Origin of the sequence: Brevundimonas intermedia, from assembly GCF_027922165.1 — a bacterium.
Taxonomy (GTDB): domain Bacteria; phylum Pseudomonadota; class Alphaproteobacteria; order Caulobacterales; family Caulobacteraceae; genus Brevundimonas; species Brevundimonas intermedia.
On sequence record NZ_BSFD01000005.1, the window covers coordinates 12,544 to 29,019 of the forward strand.

General features: G+C 67.6%; 18 protein-coding genes and 1 tRNA gene. 12 read left to right on the plus strand and 7 right to left on the minus strand.

The features are described 5' to 3' along the window. The first annotated feature begins 8 nt into the window (after positions 1–8). The 7 genes from PKE72_RS09320 to PKE72_RS09350 all read left to right on the plus strand — a co-directional run bounded on the left by PKE72_RS09320 (position 9) and on the right by PKE72_RS09350 (position 4,917). Positions 9–245 (plus strand): hypothetical protein, encoded by a 237-nt coding sequence (locus tag PKE72_RS09320; RefSeq protein ID WP_271165106.1) that lies wholly within the window; start codon positions 9–11, stop codon positions 243–245. Next, positions 242–1,291, plus strand: coding sequence for an SPFH domain-containing protein (locus PKE72_RS09325; RefSeq protein ID WP_271165107.1), 1,050 nt, complete (start codon positions 242–244; stop codon positions 1,289–1,291). Before PKE72_RS09320 ends, PKE72_RS09325 begins: the two co-directional genes overlap by 4 nt. Positions 1,292–1,359: 68 nt before the next feature. Next, positions 1,360–2,574 carry a DNA recombination protein RmuC gene (locus PKE72_RS09330; RefSeq protein ID WP_271165108.1) on the plus strand — a complete coding sequence of 405 codons (1,215 nt, stop codon included), beginning with the start codon at positions 1,360–1,362 and terminating at the stop codon, positions 2,572–2,574. Positions 2,575–2,655: 81 nt separating this feature from the next. After that, positions 2,656–3,120, plus strand: a complete 465-nt coding sequence (locus tag PKE72_RS09335; protein WP_271165109.1) for a hypothetical protein — start codon at positions 2,656–2,658, stop codon at positions 3,118–3,120. A 10-nt stretch (positions 3,121–3,130) separates the two neighbouring features. Next, the gene (locus PKE72_RS09340; protein WP_271165110.1) at positions 3,131–3,322 is read left to right on the plus strand and encodes a helix-turn-helix transcriptional regulator; all 192 of its coding nucleotides are present in this window, start codon (positions 3,131–3,133) and stop codon (positions 3,320–3,322) included. A 27-nt stretch (positions 3,323–3,349) separates the two neighbouring features. After that, a complete protein-coding gene (locus PKE72_RS09345; RefSeq protein WP_271165111.1) occupies positions 3,350–3,910 on the plus strand; it encodes a hypothetical protein in 561 nt (186 codons plus the stop codon). A gap of 41 nt (positions 3,911–3,951) precedes the next feature. Further along, entirely contained in the window at positions 3,952–4,917 is a 966-nt protein-coding gene (locus tag PKE72_RS09350; RefSeq protein ID WP_271165112.1) for a TraB/GumN family protein, read from the plus strand. A 22-nt stretch (positions 4,918–4,939) separates the two neighbouring features. Here the strand turns inward: PKE72_RS09350 and PKE72_RS09355 are convergent, their stop codons facing one another. Then, positions 4,940–5,068 (minus strand): hypothetical protein, encoded by a 129-nt coding sequence (locus PKE72_RS09355; protein WP_271165113.1) that lies wholly within the window; start codon positions 5,066–5,068, stop codon positions 4,940–4,942. 75 nt (positions 5,069–5,143) lie between these two features. Between PKE72_RS09355 and PKE72_RS09360 the strand changes: the two genes are divergently transcribed. Both PKE72_RS09360 and PKE72_RS09365 read left to right on the plus strand, forming a co-directional pair. Further along, positions 5,144–5,218, plus strand: a tRNA-Gly gene (locus PKE72_RS09360). Between the two features lie 89 nt (positions 5,219–5,307). Next, entirely contained in the window at positions 5,308–6,519 is a 1,212-nt protein-coding gene (locus tag PKE72_RS09365; protein WP_271165114.1) for a cation:proton antiporter, read from the plus strand. A gap of 6 nt (positions 6,520–6,525) precedes the next feature. Here the strand turns inward: PKE72_RS09365 and PKE72_RS09370 are convergent, their stop codons facing one another. Next, entirely contained in the window at positions 6,526–7,083 is a 558-nt protein-coding gene (locus tag PKE72_RS09370) for an ActR/PrrA/RegA family redox response regulator transcription factor (RefSeq protein ID WP_271165115.1), read from the minus strand. 109 nt (positions 7,084–7,192) lie between these two features. Continuing rightward, positions 7,193–8,668 carry an ActS/PrrB/RegB family redox-sensitive histidine kinase gene (locus tag PKE72_RS09375; RefSeq protein WP_271165116.1) on the minus strand — a complete coding sequence of 492 codons (1,476 nt, stop codon included), beginning with the start codon at positions 8,666–8,668 and terminating at the stop codon, positions 7,193–7,195. A 45-nt stretch (positions 8,669–8,713) separates the two neighbouring features. Here PKE72_RS09375 and PKE72_RS09380 point away from each other — a divergent pair, with 45 nt between their 5' ends. After that, complete coding sequence (locus PKE72_RS09380) at positions 8,714–9,331, plus strand: SCO family protein (protein ID WP_271165117.1); 618 nt, start codon at positions 8,714–8,716, stop codon at positions 9,329–9,331. Here the strand turns inward: PKE72_RS09380 and PKE72_RS09385 are convergent. Then, positions 9,328–10,956 carry a peptide chain release factor 3 gene (locus PKE72_RS09385; RefSeq protein WP_271165118.1) on the minus strand — a complete coding sequence of 543 codons (1,629 nt, stop codon included), beginning with the start codon at positions 10,954–10,956 and terminating at the stop codon, positions 9,328–9,330. The two genes, PKE72_RS09380 and PKE72_RS09385, sit on opposite strands and share 4 nt — an antisense overlap. A 31-nt stretch (positions 10,957–10,987) precedes the next feature. After that, entirely contained in the window at positions 10,988–12,553 is a 1,566-nt protein-coding gene (locus PKE72_RS09390; protein WP_271165119.1) for a tetratricopeptide repeat protein, read from the minus strand. Between the two features lie 267 nt (positions 12,554–12,820). Between PKE72_RS09390 and PKE72_RS09395 the strand changes: the two genes are divergently transcribed. Beyond that, entirely contained in the window at positions 12,821–12,976 is a 156-nt protein-coding gene (locus PKE72_RS09395; protein ID WP_271165120.1) for a hypothetical protein, read from the plus strand. A gap of 20 nt (positions 12,977–12,996) precedes the next feature. On the opposite strand, the gene PKE72_RS09400 is transcribed toward PKE72_RS09395, so the two are convergent. Together PKE72_RS09400 and PKE72_RS09405 are read right to left on the minus strand one after the other, a co-directional pair. Continuing rightward, positions 12,997–13,371, minus strand: coding sequence for a hypothetical protein (locus tag PKE72_RS09400; protein WP_271165121.1), 375 nt, complete (start codon positions 13,369–13,371; stop codon positions 12,997–12,999). Between the two features lie 120 nt (positions 13,372–13,491). Then, positions 13,492–14,145 (minus strand): DUF1345 domain-containing protein, encoded by a 654-nt coding sequence (locus PKE72_RS09405; RefSeq protein ID WP_271165122.1) that lies wholly within the window; start codon positions 14,143–14,145, stop codon positions 13,492–13,494. Between the two features lie 155 nt (positions 14,146–14,300). Here PKE72_RS09405 and PKE72_RS09410 point away from each other — a divergent pair, with 155 nt between their 5' ends. Then, positions 14,301–16,439, plus strand: coding sequence for a malate synthase G (locus tag PKE72_RS09410; protein ID WP_271165123.1), 2,139 nt, complete (start codon positions 14,301–14,303; stop codon positions 16,437–16,439). The last annotated feature ends 37 nt before the right edge of the window (positions 16,440–16,476 follow it).

Below are 16,476 nucleotides of genomic sequence, written 5' to 3' on the forward strand. Positions count from 1 at the left end.
GGCGAAGAATGGGGCGTGAGGTCAAGGTGGCGCTGGGCGCTGCGGCGGGAATCGCCGCCCTGGTGATCGGGTTCATCTTCCTGGTCCGGTTCGCCGTGCCCCTGATCCTGGAAGCCCATTTCGCCGGCAGTCTGATCACCGCCTCGGTGGTCGGGATCGCCGGCATTCTGGCCCTGTGCTGGGCCGCATGGCGACTGTTCGCCTGGGCGTCTCGCGCCCTGGGAGTCTCGGGGGGAGACCAATGACTTTTGGAACCGGAATGGGCGGGATCAAGCCGCCCTCGTTTCGTGGCGGCGGCTCGGTGGGCCGCACCGTACTGATGATCTCGGGCGTACTGGGCCTGATCGTGGTCGCCTCCATCAGCGTCTCGTCGTGCAGCGTCACGGTCGAGAGCGGTTATATGGGGATCAAGACCACCAAGTTCGGGCCGAACCCCGGCGTCCAGAAGGACGAGCTTGGCCCCGGCTTCCACTGGGAAGGGATAGGCGAGAAGATCCGCACCTATCAGACCCTGCAACGCACCTATTCCTACACCCGCGAGCCGAACGCCGACGGGCGCGAGAACGAGGAGATCATGTTCTCCGACGTGCTGGGTCTGCCCATGACCGCCGACGTGGCCCTGACCTTCAAGGTGCGCGAAGATCGGGCGGCCGACCTCTACGCCACCTGGCGCCAGGAGTTCGACGCCTTCATCGACGGCCCGCTGCGCACCTCGGTGCGCGCCGCCATCGCCCGCGAGACCGAAAAACTGCCCGTGGCCTGCAACGCCCAGCAGTCGAGCGTTCCGGTCGTCGCGCCTGCAGCGGCCCTGGGCGCCCCTATCGCTCCGGTCGGCACCCAGGACGCCGAGGACTGCCCCGGCCAGCTGATCGGCCCGGGGCGCCAGATCGTGCTCCAACGGGCCATGCAAGCCCTGCAACGCGAATGGGCGTCCCAGGGGCTGGACATCATCCGGATGGAGTGGGTCGGGTCGATCCGCTACCCCGAGAGCGTGGTCACCGCCATCCAGTCGCGCACCACGGCCGAGCAGAACACGCGCGCGGCCCTGGAGCGGGTCAATCTGGAACGCGCCAACGCCGAGGCCCGCATCGCCCAGGCGCGCGGCCAGGCCGAGGCCAACCGGCTGCTGGCGGAATCCATCCGGTCCAACCCCGAGGTGGTCCGTCTGCGCGAGGTGGAACGCACCCTGGGCGTCTGCCCGCTGGATGCGGAAACCTGCGTCGTCGGCTCCGGCATCGACGTCTCGGCCCTGATCGCGTCCCGCAACGCGGCTTCGGGCGCGGATCGCTAAGGCCCTTTCCCGGAAGGCCGGTCGCGGATCGGCTTTTCCGGGAGGGCGACTCCCGCTAGGAACGGAGCATGAACATGCTCGCGCTGATCCTCGCCGTCCTCGCCGCCGCCTTGGGGGGCGGTTTCCTGTGGGCCTTCATGGGGTGGCAGAGGGCGCAGGGGGCGTTGTCGGCGGCCCTGGCGCGGATCGATCTGGTCGAGGAAAGCCGGGTCACCATGGGCGAACTGCTGAAGGCCCAGGCGGCCCAGTCGGCTCAGGTGGTGGCGGACCAGATGGTCAGTCGCGCGACCGAGACCTTCCGCGCCCAGGACCAGCTGGCGCGCGAGCGGATGGCGGCCCAGCTGAAGCCGGTGGCCGACACCCTGACCAGGTTTCAGGAGCATGTGGCGGCGCTGGAGAAGACCCGGGCCGAGGAGACCGGGGGGCTGCGCGAGCAACTGGCGGCCCTGATGGTCGCCTCGTCAGCGACGCGGGACGAGGCGCGCAAACTGACCGAGGCCCTGCGCGGCAACACCGGCCGGCGCGGTCGCTGGGGCGAACAGACGTGCCGCAATGTGCTTGAGGCCGCCGGCATGGCCGGGCGATTCGACTTCACCGAACAGACCTCGAGCGCCGATGACGAGGGGCGGCAGAACCGGCCCGACTTCCTGGTGCGGCTGCCCGGCGGCGGCCTGTTCGTGATCGACGCCAAGGTGCCCCTGGCCTTCGACGACGAGGAGGGCGACGAGGAGGCGCGCGCCCGCTCGGTCGGTCTGCGCATCGCCGCCAGCCTGAAGACCCACGTCCGCCAACTGTCGTCCAAGGCCTATCAGGACCAGTTCAAGCCCAGCCCTGATTTCGTCGTCCTGTTCGTGCCGGGCGACAGCTTCCTGGCCTCCGCCCTGGACCATGCGCCGGACCTGTTGTCCGACGCGATGGAATCGCGGGTCGTCATCGCCACCCCCTCCACCCTGTTCGCCCTGTGCAAGGCCGTCGCCTACGGCTGGCGGGCCGAGGAACAGGCGGCCAACGCCGACAAGGTCGCCGCCCTGGGGCGCGAACTCTACAAGCGGCTGTCGGTCATGGGCGGCCACGCCTCGGCGGTGGGTCGGGCGCTGGATCAGGCGGTGGGCAAGTACAACCAGTTCGTCGGTTCGCTGGAGAGCCAGGTCATGGTCTCGGCCCGCCGGTTCGAGGATCTGCAGGTGGACCACGAGGGCAAGGAAATTCCGGCCTTGGCCCAGGTCGAGACCCAGCCGCGCCTGATCACCCGATCGGAGCTGACGGGGCCGACAGACAACTGACCTTGTCTCTTTGACAAGGGTGCTTGACAGACGTGGCGGCAGAGGTAAAGTGACCTTGTCATAAAGACAAGGAGGGGCGACATGAGCCCGCGTTTAAAGTCCGTAATGTTCTACCTCGGGGGCATGCTGGTGCTCGGCTTCGTCGCCGGCCTCGCCGGCGGATGGGTGGGCCATATTGAAGCCTCCGATCCGGCGCTCGCTGCGCGGATCGCGCCCTTCGAATTAGTCGGCATCGCCGTCTTGGGCGTGGCGGGCATGGTCGTCGCTCTGGTGGTGAGTGTGCGCTGGATGCGCGTGATCGACGAAGCGGCGCGGGAAGCGCACAAGTCCGCTTGGTTCTGGGGCGGATCCGTCGGTCTGCTCGCCGCCATGCCGATCCTGATGATGGCGGTATTGCCGCAAACCGCCGACTGGCGTCTGCCCGATTGGTTCTTCGGCCGTACAGACCCGATGGCCTATGCGGCCATGGGCGCCTGGGCGCTGATCAGCCTCATGCTGCTCGGCTATGGCGTCGCCTGGGCCGTGTGGTGGTTGCAGCGCCGTTGAGGGCCGAACCATGAACAACCGCCTCAAGGTGCTGCGGGCCGAACGGGACTGGTCCCAGGCTCATCTCGCCGAACTGCTGGGCGTGTCGCGTCAGACCGTCAATGCGCTGGAGACCGGTCGCTACGACCCGTCCCTGCCGCTGGCCTTCAAGATCGCCCGCGTCTTTGACCAACCCATCGAATCCATCTTCTCGGAGGATTGACCCATGTCGACTTCAGTTGATTACAAAATGTCCTGGCCCGCGCGCATCCTAGGCCTGCTGTTTCTGGCCCTGGTCGGCGCCGGCGTCGGCTATCTGATCGGCGGGCGGCTGAACCTCGACGCCCTGTCGTGGGACGACGCCCTGGCCCTGATCATCGCAGCGCTTCTGCTGGCGACGGGCGTGGTGATGGCGGCCATTGTGGCCCTGAGGCCCGCCAGCGTGCCCAGCGGCTGCGGCGTGCTTCAGGCCGTCGTCATGCTGTTGGCCGGGGTGCTGATGCTGGCTCCCATGTGGGGCCCCAACCTGGCCGATCCTGAAACTGTCTTCGTCGGCCTGGTGGTGCTGTCCGTCGTCCAGTCGGTCGCCAATCTGCTGCTGTGGCGCCGCGCCGACGAAATGCTGCGGCGGGTGATGGTCGAGACCAGCGCCCTGGCCTTCTGGGCCTCGCAGATGGCGCTGTTCCTCTATGCCGCAGCCGAACGTCTGGGCCTGACCGGCGGCGTCTCCGCCTGGGGCATGCTGGCCGTACTGATGACGATCTACCTCCTGGCCTCCACCGTCGCCTCGATGCGGCGCGGCCTCCACTGAACTTCCAAACCGCGTTGAACTCTAAACCAAGGACCCAGATCATGACCCTTTCCAAACGCCTGAAATCCTCCGTCTCCAATCTGGCCCAGGGCGCCGTCGGCGTCGCCGCAGGCCTGGCCCTGTTCTTCGCCATCGCCGGCGCGCCCGCCCAGGCCCTGGCCCAGGCCGCTCCGGCCGCTGCCGCCGCGCCCGCCATTCAGGGCCAAGGCCCGGCCCTGTGGGTGGTCAAGGATGCGGACTCGACCCTGTATCTGTTCGGCTCCATCCACGTCCTGCGCCCGACCACCGGCTGGGCCAGCCCGCGCGTCAACGCCGCCTTCGACAGCGCCTCGGACATCTGGTTCGAGATCACCAACCCTGACGACCAGGCGGCCATGATGCCCCTGATCCAGCAATATGGCCTGTCGCCCCAGGCCCCTCTGTCCAGCCGCCTGACGGCCGACGAACTGGCCCAGCTGGATACCGCCGCAAAGACCATCGGCGCCTCGGCCGCGCAGCTCGATCCGCTGAAACCGTGGCTGGCCGCCCTGTCTCTCTCGGTCGCGCCCCTCGTCAAGGCGGGTTATGATCCTCAGTCGGGGGTCGAACTGGCCCTGAAGACGCGCGCCGAAGCCGCCGGCAAGACCATTCACGGCTTCGAGACCCTTGAAGACCAGATCGGCATGCTGGCCACCCTGCCGGACGACGTCCAACTGGAATTCCTGCGCGAGACCCTGAAGGATTTCGATCAGGCGGTGGTCGTGCTCGACTCCATGGTCGAGGCCTGGGCCAAGGGCGACGTCGAAGCCCTGGACGAGATCGTCGTCGAGGACATGAAAGCCGACGCTCCGGAACTGTACAAGGTGCTGCTGGTCGATCGGAACACCGACTGGGCCGACCAGATCCAGACCCAGCTTCAGGGGTCCGGCACGGCCTTCATCGCTGTGGGCGCCGCCCACCTGACCGGCGACGACAGCGTCCAGTCGATCCTGAAGTCGCGCGGCGTCGCTGTCGAAAGCGTCGAGTAGGCTAGACGGAAGGCGGCGGCGCTCAGGCCTGATTGACGCCCCAGGCGAAGATCACCCACAGCGCCGCCGCAATCGCCGCCGCCAGTATTGCGGCCGCAAGACAGCCGAAGCCGAGGCCGCTCAGGCCGCCTCCGTCGCCCCCTCTTCGCATTTTAGATCCTCCCCCGGCCGAGACCTTGCCCCGCCGCCTTGAGCCGCGCCAGACCTGCGTCTAAGGAAGTCGTACGCGGGCGTAGTTCAGAGGTAGAACGTCAGCTTCCCAAGCTGAATGTCGTGGGTTCGATTCCCATCGCCCGCTCCAATCGCCCGCAAGGGGGCCTCGTGTGCGTGACATCCGCCAGACAAGGCGGGGCGGCTCAGGGGGCGAAGCGTCGCCTTGGGAGGGGTGTGATGCCGCATGTGATGAACACGACCGAGCTGTATCTGATCGCCATGCTGATCATTTTCAGCGCGCCCTATCTGATCTGGCGCGGGCTGAAGACCGATCATTATGCGCCCCTGGTGGTGGTGCAGATCATTGCCGGCATCCTGTTGGGGCCGGGCGTGCTGGGGGCGGCGTTTCCGGCCTATTACGCCACCGTCTTCAATCCGCAGGTGATCACGGCGCTGAACGGCGTCGCCTGGTGGGCGGTGATGATCTTCGTCTTCATCGCCGGTCTCGAGCTCGATCTGCACCAGGCGTGGGAGAAGCGGGGCGAGACGGCGGTCACCTCCGGCCTGGCCCTGATCGCACCCCTGGCCCTTGGGTCCTTGGCGGCGCTCGGCATGCTGCAATTCCCCGGGTGGTCCGGGCCGAAGGGTCAGACCTGGCAGGTGGTCCTGGGCATCGGCATGGCCTGCGCCGTGACCGCCCTGCCGATCCTGATCCTGCTGATGGAAAAGATGGAGATCCTGCGCCAGCCCATCGGCCAGCGGATCCTGCGCTACGCCAGCCTGGACGACATCGCCATCTGGGGGGTGCTGGCCCTGATCCTGCTGGACTGGGAACGGGTCGGGCGTCAGGCCGGGTTTCTGGTCGGCTTCGCCGTGGCGGCCTGGGCGGTGCGATGGCTGATGAAACGTCTGCCGGAATCGGACCGATGGTACGTCGCCCTGATCTGGCTGGCCGCCTGTGGCTTCGCCGGCGACTGGTCGGGCCTGCACTTCATGGTCGGGGCGTTTCTCGCCGGGGCGGTGCTGGATCACCGCTGGTTCGATCAGGCCAAGATGGACCTGTTCCGCAATCACATCCTGCTGGCGGTCATGCCGGTCTTCTTCCTTTCGACCGGGCTGCGGACCCAGTGGGACGTCGGCGGCGTGGCGGTGTTCGCGGCGGCGGGAGTGCTGCTGGTCGCCTCGGTGGCGGGCAAGCTGGCCGGGGTCCACCTGGCCGGCCGGATTCTGAAGTGGGAGAAGGGCGAGGCCTCGGTCATCGGCTGGCTGCTTCAGACCAAGGCCCTGATCATGATCATCTTCGCCAACATCCTGCTGGACAAGCAGATCATCACCAACGAGGCCTTCACCGCCCTGCTGCTGATGGCGGTCGGTTCGACCATGCTGACGACGCCGATCGTCAAGCCGCAGCTGGCCCGTCTGGGCCGGCTGCTCGGCAAGTCCGGCTAGGCGGTTTCAGCGCGGGGCGCGCTTGGCCAGGATCCGTTGCAGGGTGCGGCGGTGCATGCCCAGGCGACGGGCGGTCTCCGAGACATTGTGGTCGCACAGCTCGTAGACGCGCTGGATATGTTCCCAGCGCACCCGGTCGGCGCTCATCGGATTGTCCGGCGGCTCGGGGGCCTCGTCGGCCGTGGCAAGCAGGGCTTTGACCACGTCGTCGGCGTCGGCGGGCTTGGACAGATAGTCGACCGCCCCGGCCTTGACCGCCGCCACGGCGGTGGCGATGGCGCCATAGCCGGTCAGCATGACGATGCGGGCGTCCTCGCGCCGTTCGCGCACGGCCTCGACGACCTTCAGACCGTTGCCGTCCTCCAGCCGCATGTCCAGCACGGCGAAAGCCGGGGCCTTGTCGCGCAGCAACTGGGTGGCTTCGGCGACGGACCCGGCTGTGGTGACGTCGAAGCCACGCGATTCCAGCGCCCGTCCCATGCGGGTGCGCAGAGCCTGATCGTCGTCGAGCAGCAGCAGCGACTTGTCGGGCAGGGCGGCGATACGGGTCTCAAGTTCGGACATTCTGTTCTCCTACCGCTTCAAGTCGGGACCGCTCGCGTCCGGGTCAAGGCCAAGGTTCGTCCCTGCGACGCTTCGACCCAATACGCAGGTCGCGCCGAACCGGACCCTCTCACGCCGCCACCTCCAGCGCCGGGCGCGCCCAGCGCACCGCCACGCGGGCGCCGCGCTGGGGGCTGCGCCCCTCGGCGGCGGCGTTGGGGCGAGGCAGGCCCTGGCCCACGCTGACGACGCCGCCGGTCCGTTCCAGCAGGGTCCGGGCGATAAAGAAGCCTAGTCCCATGCCGCCCTGGCTGGGGGCGATGGCGGTCTCCGCACGGGCCTCGCGGGACCGCGAAGTGGCGGCGGCGATCTGGGCCGCCAGGGCCAGGCGCGCCTTGCCCTGGGGCCGGCTGGTCACATAGGGTTCGCCCAGCCGGGGCAGGATGTCGCTTGCGAAGCCCGGTCCGTCGTCCAGAATGGCGATCTCGATCCAGCCGGCGTCGACCAGGGCCTGAATCCGCACGGTGGAGGCGGCGAAGTCGGCGGCGTTCTCGACCAGGGTCGACAGGCCATGCACCACCTCGGGCATCCGGCGCACGCGCGGCGCGGGCTGGCCCGGCGGGGTCTTGACCAGAACCTCGAACACCAGGTCGAAGCCCCGGTGCGGCTCCACCACCTCTTCCAGCAGGGCCTTCAGGGCAACGTCGGCATAGAGGGCGTCGTCGCCCTCGGGCTGTTGCGACAGCTGGGCCAGTATGCCCCGGCACCGCTCGGCCTGTTGCAGGATCAGGGCGGCGTCCTCGGCCGCGTCGCTGTCGGGAGCCGAGGCGCGCTGAAGCTCCTTGGCCACGACCTGGATGGTGGCCAGCGGCGTGCCCAGCTCATGCGCCGCCGCCGCCGCCAGCCCGCCCAGGGCCGCCAGCCGCTGCTCGCGTTGCAGCACGTCCTGGGTCGTGGCCAGGGCCAGCTCCAGCTTCTCGGCGTCGGCCGCCACGCGCCAGGCGTAGCCGGCGGTGAAGACCACGCCCGTCACCAGGGCCATGACCATGCCCAATCGATACAGCAAGGGCAGGTGAAAATTCTCACCCGGACGCCAGGGCAGGGGCTCGGACCAGAAGAACAGCACCCCTACGGCGATCAGGGCCAGAAGCCCCAGCGCCACGGCCTGCCGCGCGGGCAGGGCGGCCGCCGCGATGGTCACCGGCGCCACCAGCAGCAGGCAGAAGGGATTCTCCAGCCCGCCGGTTAGGCCCAGCAGGAGCCCCAGCTGGAAGATGTCGAATCCCAGGTGGACCGCGGTGGTCCGCCCGTCGGGCAGGCTGGCTTCCAGTCGTCGCACTCGGGCCATGGCCCCGACATTGACCGCCGCACTGACGGCGATGACGATCAGGCAGGGCCAGAGCGGCAGGGGGAAGTGCAGGCCTTGCGACGCCGTCAATATGGCCGCGCTCTGGCCCAGGATGGTCAGCCAGCGCAGGACGATCAGGGTCCGCAGCGAAAAGCCGCGCCCTCGGCGCGGCGTCTCACGCCAACCTGCGTCTGAGAGCCCCCCCTCGGACGAGAAGGAGGGCGCATGCGGCGCGATGCGGTCTTCTGTCGATGTCACGAGCCTTCTATAGACCGGGTCCGAGGTTTTCGTCAGAGGGTCGTCATGCCGCGTCGTTCCATCCTGCTGTTCGCGGGCGCCTGCACCGCCATCGCCGCCGCCTTGGCCATCGTCACCGTGGTGGTGGTGTCCAGCCGCGCCCCCGCGACGGCCGAAGTCTCCTCCACGGGTCAGCCGCTGGTCGGCGGCGACTTCCAGCTGGTGAACCAGGACGGCGCAACCGTTGATCAGACGATGCTGAACGGCAAATGGAGCCTGGTCTTCTTCGGCTTCACCTACTGCCCCGAATTTTGCCCCACCACCCTGGCGGAAATGGCCGCGGTGCAGCAGCGGCTGGGCGACAAGGCGGACGATCTGCAGATCGTCTTCGTCAGCATCGACCCCGAACGCGACACGCCCCAGCAACTGAAGGACTATCTGTCCTCAGACGGCTTCCCCAAGGGGACCATCGGCCTGACGGGTACGCCGGACCAAGTCGCCGACGCGGCCAAGGTCTACCGCGCCTATTACGAAAAGGTCGGCGAGGGCGAGGGATACACGATGAACCACTCCCTGACCGTCTATCTGATGGGGCCGGACGGCAAGTTCCGCACCGCAGTCGCCTATGGCCTCGGCCCGGACAAGTCGACCAAGATCATCGAGGACGCGATGGCGCGCGGCTAACCCCGCTCCTTGGTCTTGGTGAAGGCCACCTTGGGGAAGCGTTCGCCGACATAGCCGGTCTCCCAGCTGGACTTGGCCAGGAAGACCGGGGCCTGGTCGATGTCGCGGGCCATCTGCGGGCGGTACTTGCCCGAGAAGTCCTCAATATCTGCATCCGAACCGTTGACCCAGCGCGCCTCGGCGTAGGGGCTGGGCTCGAAGAGGACGTCCAGGCCGTATTCCTCGCCCAGCCGGTCGGCCATGACCTCGAACTGCAGCTGGCCCACGGCGCCGACGATGAAGTCCGAGCCGATCTCGGGCCGGAACAGCTGGGTCACGCCTTCCTCGGCCAGGCCCTCCAGCGCCTTCTTCAGGTGTTTGGCCTTCAGCGGATCCTTGACCCGGACACGTTGCAGGATTTCCGGCGCGAAGTTGGGCAGGCCGGCGAAGCGCACCACGCCGCTCTCCGACAGGCTGTCGCCCACCCGCAGCACGCCGTGGTTCGGGATCCCGATCACGTCGCCGGCGAAGGCGTCGTCGGCCAGTTCGCGGTCACTGGCGAAGAACATGATTGGGGCATTGACCGACAGGGACTTGCCCGTGTTCTGCACCTTCAGCTTCATGCCGCGCTTGAAGGCGCCCGAGGCCATGCGGAACATGGCGATCCGGTCGCGGTGGTTGGGGTCCATATTGGCCTGGACCTTGAAGACGAAGCCGGTGACCTCGTCGGCGCCCGGTTCGACCACCGTCTCGACGGGGGCGGGGGCGTTGCGGGTCTCGGGCGGGGATTCCTTGCGCGCCTTCATCACCTTGGGCGCCGGGGCCCAGTCGCCGATGGCCTTCAGCAGTTCGTCGATGCCGAAATGGCGCAGGGCCGAACCCCACAGCACCGGCGTCATATGGCCCTCCAGGAAGGCCTGCCGGTCAAAGGCCGGATAGCCGCCCTCGACCAGTTCGACCGCCTCGGCCAGATTATCCTGCTCGCCCGCCTCGAAATATTGCGCCGCCTGGTCCAGCGGCAGGGCGGCGGGGTGTTCGGGATCCTCGGCCGAGCCGGCGGCCTTGCGGGTATAGGGCTGGAACCGCCCGGTGCCGACCTCGACCATGCCGCGCAGGCGATTGCCGCTCTCGGCCGGCCACCAGATGGGCGCCGGGTCCAGCTGAAGGCGGCTGGCGATGTCGTCCAGCAGCGTCATCGGATCCTGGGCCTCGCGGTCCAGCTTGTTGATGAAGGTGATGATCGGAATGTCGCGCAGGCGGCAGACCTCGAACAGTTTCAGCGTCTGCGGCTCGATCCCCTTGGCGGCGTCCAGCACCATGATGGCGCAGTCGGCGGCGGTCAGGGTGCGATAGGTGTCTTCGGAGAAGTCCTCGTGCCCCGGCGTGTCGAGCAGGTTGAACATCTTGCCGTCGTGCTCGAACGTCATGACCGAGGCGCTGACGGAAATGCCGCGCTCCTTCTCGATCTTCATCCAGTCCGACCGCGTCCGCCGGTTCTCGCCGCGCGCCCGCACGGCCCCGGCGGCGCGAATGGCGCCGCCGGCCAGCAGGATATGCTCGGTCAGGGTCGTCTTGCCCGCATCCGGGTGGGCGATGATGGCGAAGGTCCGGCGGCGAGCCGCCTCCTCGGGCAGTGTCAGTGTCATGGCGCGCGACTAGCGCGCCCGGCCGAGAAAGTCACTCGCTGGCGGGCGCCGGGGGAGATTCAGGATCGTCTTCGGGCTCGGGCGGGACCCCCGCCTCGGATATGACCTCGGAGTCCGGCGAGGGGAGGGGGTCTCCGTTTTTAAGCGCGGCGATGATCCGCGCCGCATAGTCTGCCGCCTCGCCGCCGTGCGGATTGTTCGCCAAGGGCGCCAGCAGGGTGAGCGCGGTCTCCTTGTCTTCGGTCTCAATCAAGGCGCTGGCGTAGGCTAGGCGGACCTCGGCCAATTGCGGCGCCCGGTCGAAGGCGAGCCCCAGCGTCAGCAAGTCATTCTCGGTGGGATAGTTTGACTCGCCGCTGCGCATCTCGCCGATCAGCATCAGGGTCCGATAGTCGTTCTCTGCGGCGACATAGGCCCGGCTCAGATAGTCTCTCGCCTGACGTTTCAGTGCGATCATTTCAGCCTGCTCCTCGACATCTCGGGCTTGGCGCAGGCGTTCCTGGGCCAGGAACTGCAAGGCCTCGACGTTGTCGGGCTCCAGTTCGATCAGACGTTGCAGGGCGCGTTCGCCGGCGGGGCGGTCGCCGAAATGCATGCCGGCGTGACCGGCGGCCAGCAGGGCCAGGGGGTCGTCGCCGTGACGGGCGGCGATCCGCGCCACCTCCTGCCCCAGGGCCGTCCGATCCTCGTCGTTGACGCCGATCTTCAGTCTCTGATTGATCAGCAGCAGGTCGTTCGCCGAACGGGGCAGGCGAGTCACGGATATGTCCGCAGGTGGGAAGTCGCCTGTGATGACCCGCACGACCAGCGACCTCTGGTTCAGGTACCGACGCAAGGCGGCGCGCAACTCGCCCATTGTCATGCCGGTCGCTGTCTCCATGGCCTCGACAGGGTCGCCGCCGTCGGAGACGGCAGTCAGATAGGCGCTCAACTGCTGAAGACGCGCGGGGTCGCTGAAGAACCAGTGGGTCAGCAACCAAGCGACCGGATAATAGGTTTCGCGGTAGCTGCTTCGCGTGACGTCCGCCGGTCGCGACCGCAGCAGCATCTCCAATGGGATCCAACTGCCGTTGAACAGCCAATAGGCCCGGTTGTCGCTATAGCCGCCCACCTGAATTCTGCCGCCATCGATGTCGGCGGTCATGTAATATTCGGCGAAACCTTCGACGAACCAGCCAGGATAGGCCGACGGCATACTGCCCAGCATGAAATGGTGGACGTATTCATGCAGCAAGACTTCGTCGTTCTCGCCGCGGATCGCCACCGCGAATATGTCTTCGGACGTCGGGAAATAGGTGCCGACGACATCCTTTGGCGTGTATGGATGCACCCGCAGCAGGCCGGACCTGGAGTTCACCAGATAAATGGGCAGTTTGCGGGCCGGCGCCTCGTTGATAGCAAAGCCGGACCGGTAGCGCATGACTCGGTCGAAGGTCTCGAGCTTCTGGACATAATCCCTGAGCGACCGCTCGTTGCCCTCGCTGTAGACGATGAAGCGTTCGCTTTCGGCTTTCAGCCAATCCGCGCGCGCCGTCGCCGGCAGGCTCAGAGCCGCCAAGGCAACCGCCACCACGGCGCCCAGTCCTGAAATTTTCACGTCTTGCTCCCCGTCTTCGCCGAACGGAACTGAATTAATTCCGTCTTCCCCGACCTGTGACTTGTCGCAAAGGTTGTGCGGGGTCGTAAAGTGTCAGGCGCCTATTGCGCGAATATCCGGCCGCCTGTGCGCCGTTTGCCGCAGATCAAATAACCCCTCGCCATCAGGGGCTATTGGAGTCATTGTCGGGTCGGAGGACGATCAGGCCGTCAGAGCCCGACGCTCCCCTCCCGGATCAAACCGGGACCATAGGGAAAGGAAAAGACGATGGCAGTGATCCATCCTGAAGACCGCGTTTCCGGTCTCGACCGTTCGCGCTTTGAACGCCCCCAAAAAATGCACCCGGCTTTGGGGCTGGCGATGGGCTTCGGCTTCATCTTCGCCGTCGCCACCGTCGTGCACCTGTTGTTCACGGCGTTCTGACGGCGGTTCAAACGGGCGCCTTAGGCGGCCAGACGGTTCCAGACGGCGCGATCGGCGGCGATCGCGTCGAGGCGACGGCCTTTGTCGTGCAACTGGCCCATGACCGCGTCCGGCAGGGTGCAGAAGCGCGGCTCGACCAGATCGGGATTGCAGGCGACGGCGGGCGCCGCGAACAGGGCCGCATTGACGTCCGGGCTGCGCTCGGCGATCAGCCAGGCCAGACGGCGGGCGCGGTCCGGGTCGTTGCGGTGAAGCAGCGGATCCTCGGCGAACAGTTCGCAGCCCAGCTCCAGCACATAGTCGAAGCCCAGCTTCTCGAACCGGCGCGCGTCGGCGGGCGTGACCGGGCAGGCCTCGTCCAGGTCGAACACGACGTCGTTCAGAAGAAACAGCATGGGCGAAACGCTTCTGGCGAACCGGACGCGATGTCGTCCGTGCGCTCAGATGTAAGACAGTTCGCTTGAGGTCCGGTTCACGGACGCGGTTAAGCCTTTGTGACCGACCCGCCGCGGCGTCTACGTGGCGCCCACCAGGCCCACGGCCAGGTTCACGGCCAGGGCCAGGATCACCGTGTTGAAAACAAAGGCGGTCAGGCTGTGTACGCTCGACAGCCGTCGAACGCCTCGGTCGGCGATCTGAACATCCGCCGTCTGGGACGCTACGCCGATGATCAGGGCGAAATGCAGAAAGTCCCAATAGTCGGGCTCGGTCTCGCCGGGGAAGATCAAACCGCCCCGATCCCTGCCGTGTTCGCCGTGCTGATAGAAGGCGTGGGCGTAGTGCAGGGCGAAGATCAGGTGGATGAAGGTCCAGGACAGGGCCACGGTCCCCAGGGCCAGCAGGCTGTCGCGGATCGGCGAGCCGCCGCGCTGCACAGCTTCGCCCACCACCACCACGATACTGGCCACCGCCGCCAGCAGGCTGAGGGGCAGCACGGCGCCGCCGGTCTGGTCCAGGGCCGCCGCCCGTCGGCGAATGGCGTTGGCGTCTTGGGCCAGGGCCATTCGGGTCAGGGTGGCCGCGATAAAGACCGCGACCCCGGCGATCCAGCCATAGGCCATCCGGGTCAGCACGCCTTCTCCCACCGGGATTAACAGGGCGACCAGGACCACCACCCCCAGGCTGGAAAACAGGACGCCGTACAGGCGAAGGGGGCGAAACAGACTCATGATCGGATCATGACGCCCCCCGCGCGGACCGCAAGCGAGCGGTTTAGACGAAAAGCGAAGGGGCTGACGCGACGTGACCCTTGCGAAGCTCCGCGTGGTCGGCTTAGCGTGATCACGCATTGTTACAGCCCGGCCGTCGCCGGAGAAGGGCCGCCATGACCAGCTATGAAGATCGCGCCGGATTGAAGGTCGCGGCCGAACTCGTGGCCTTGATCGAACAGGAGGTCCTGCCGGGGCTGGGCCTGGATGCGGCGGGATTCTGGTCGGGGACGGCGGCCGTCTTCGCCCGGTTCGCGCCGGAGAACCGCGCCCTGCTGGCGCGGCGCGACGACCTCCAGGCCCGGATCGACGCCTGGCACGCCGCGCGTCGGGGCCAGCCCTATGATGTGGCTGCGTCTCAGGCCTTCCTGCGCGAGATCGGCTATCTGGTCGAAGAACCGGCGCCCTTTTCCATCGGCACGACGGGCGTGGACGCCGAGATCGCCCGCATGGCCGGGCCGCAGCTGGTCGTGCCGGTGCTGAACGCCCGCTTCCTGCTGAACGCCGCCAACGCCCGCTGGGGCAGCCTGTACGACGCCCTGTACGGCACGGATGCGCTGGGCGACCTGCCGACCGGCGGCGGCTATGACGCGGCGCGCGGCGCAAGGGTCGTGGCCCGCGCCAAGGCGTTTCTGGACGAGGCCGCGCCGCTGGCCGAAGGCTCGCACGCCGATGTCGCCGGCTGGTCTGTCATCGAGGGCGCTCTGGCCCCGGCCCTCAAGGATCCAACCCAGTTCGTCGGCTTCGCCGGAGACCCGGCCTCGCCCGCCTCTATCCTGTTGGCGCACAACGGCCTGCACATCGAACTGGTGATCGACCCGTCCCACCCGGTTGGGCGCACCGATCCGGCGGGTCTGGCCGACGTGGTGCTCGAATCGGCCCTGACCACCATCGTCGATCTGGAGGATTCGGTCGCGGCGGTCGACGCGGCCGACAAGGTCGAGGCCTATCACAACTGGCTGGGCCTGATGCGCGGCGACCTGGCCGCCAGCTTCAAGAAGGGCGGCGAGACGCTGAATCGCACGCTGGAGCCCGACCGCCGCTGGACCGCGCCCCAGGGCGGCGACGTGACGCTGAAGGGCCGCAGCCTGCTGTTCGTGCGCAACGTCGGCCACCTGATGACCACCCCCGCCATCCGCCTGGCCGACGGCTCGGACGCGCCCGAGGGGATCATGGACGCCGTCGTCACCAGCCTGATCGCCCTCTATGACATCAAGGGCCTCGGGGCTTTCGGCAACAGCGCGACGGGATCGGTCTACATCGTCAAGCCGAAGATGCACGGGCCGGACGAGGCCGCCTTCACCGACCGGCTGTTCGACGCGGTCGAGGACCTGCTGGCCCTGCCGCGTCACACGATCAAGGTGGGCGTCATGGACGAGGAGCGTCGCACCTCGGCCAATCTCGCCGCCTGTATCCATGCGGTGAAGGACCGGATCGTCTTCATCAACACCGGCTTCCTGGACCGGACCGGCGACGAGATCCACACCGCCATGCAGGCTGGGCCGGTGGTGCGAAAGGCCGACATCAAGTCCAGCGCCTGGATCGCCGCCTATGAGGCCCGCAACGTCGCCATAGGCCTGAAATGCGGCCTGTCGGGCAGGGCCCAGATCGGCAAGGGCATGTGGGCCGCCCCCGACCGGATGGCCGACATGCTGGAGCAGAAGGTCGCCCACCCCAGGACCGGCGCCAACACCGCCTGGACCCCGTCGCCGACCGCCGCCACCCTGCACGCCCTCCACTATCACGCGGTGGACGTCTTCGCGGTCCAGACCGAGGTGGCGGGCCGACCGACGCCGGGTCTAGACGATCTGCTGACCCCGCCTCTGGCCAATGGGATCAACTGGTCTGAGGACGAGGTGGCGGCCGAACTGGACAACAACGCCCAGGGCATCCTCGGCTATGTCGTGCGCTGGATCGACCAGGGGGTCGGCTGTTCCAAGGTGCCGGACATCCACGACATCGGCCTGATGGAGGACCGCGCCACCCTGCGGATCAGTTCGCAGCATATCGCCAACTGGCTGCTGCACGGCGTCTGCACCCCCGATCAGGTGGACGCGGCCTTCCTGCGCATGGCGGCCAAGGTCGACGCCCAGAACGCCGGCGACCCGCTCTACCGGCCCATGGCGCCGGACCCGGACGCCCGCCTGGCCTATCAGGCCGCCCGCGCCCTGGTGTTCGAGGGTGTGGATCAGCCGAGCGGCTACACCGAGCCGTTGCTTCACGCCTATCGGCTGAAGGCGAAGGCAACATTTTAAACGCCGTCACCCTCGGGACGAGCCCCGAGGGTGACGC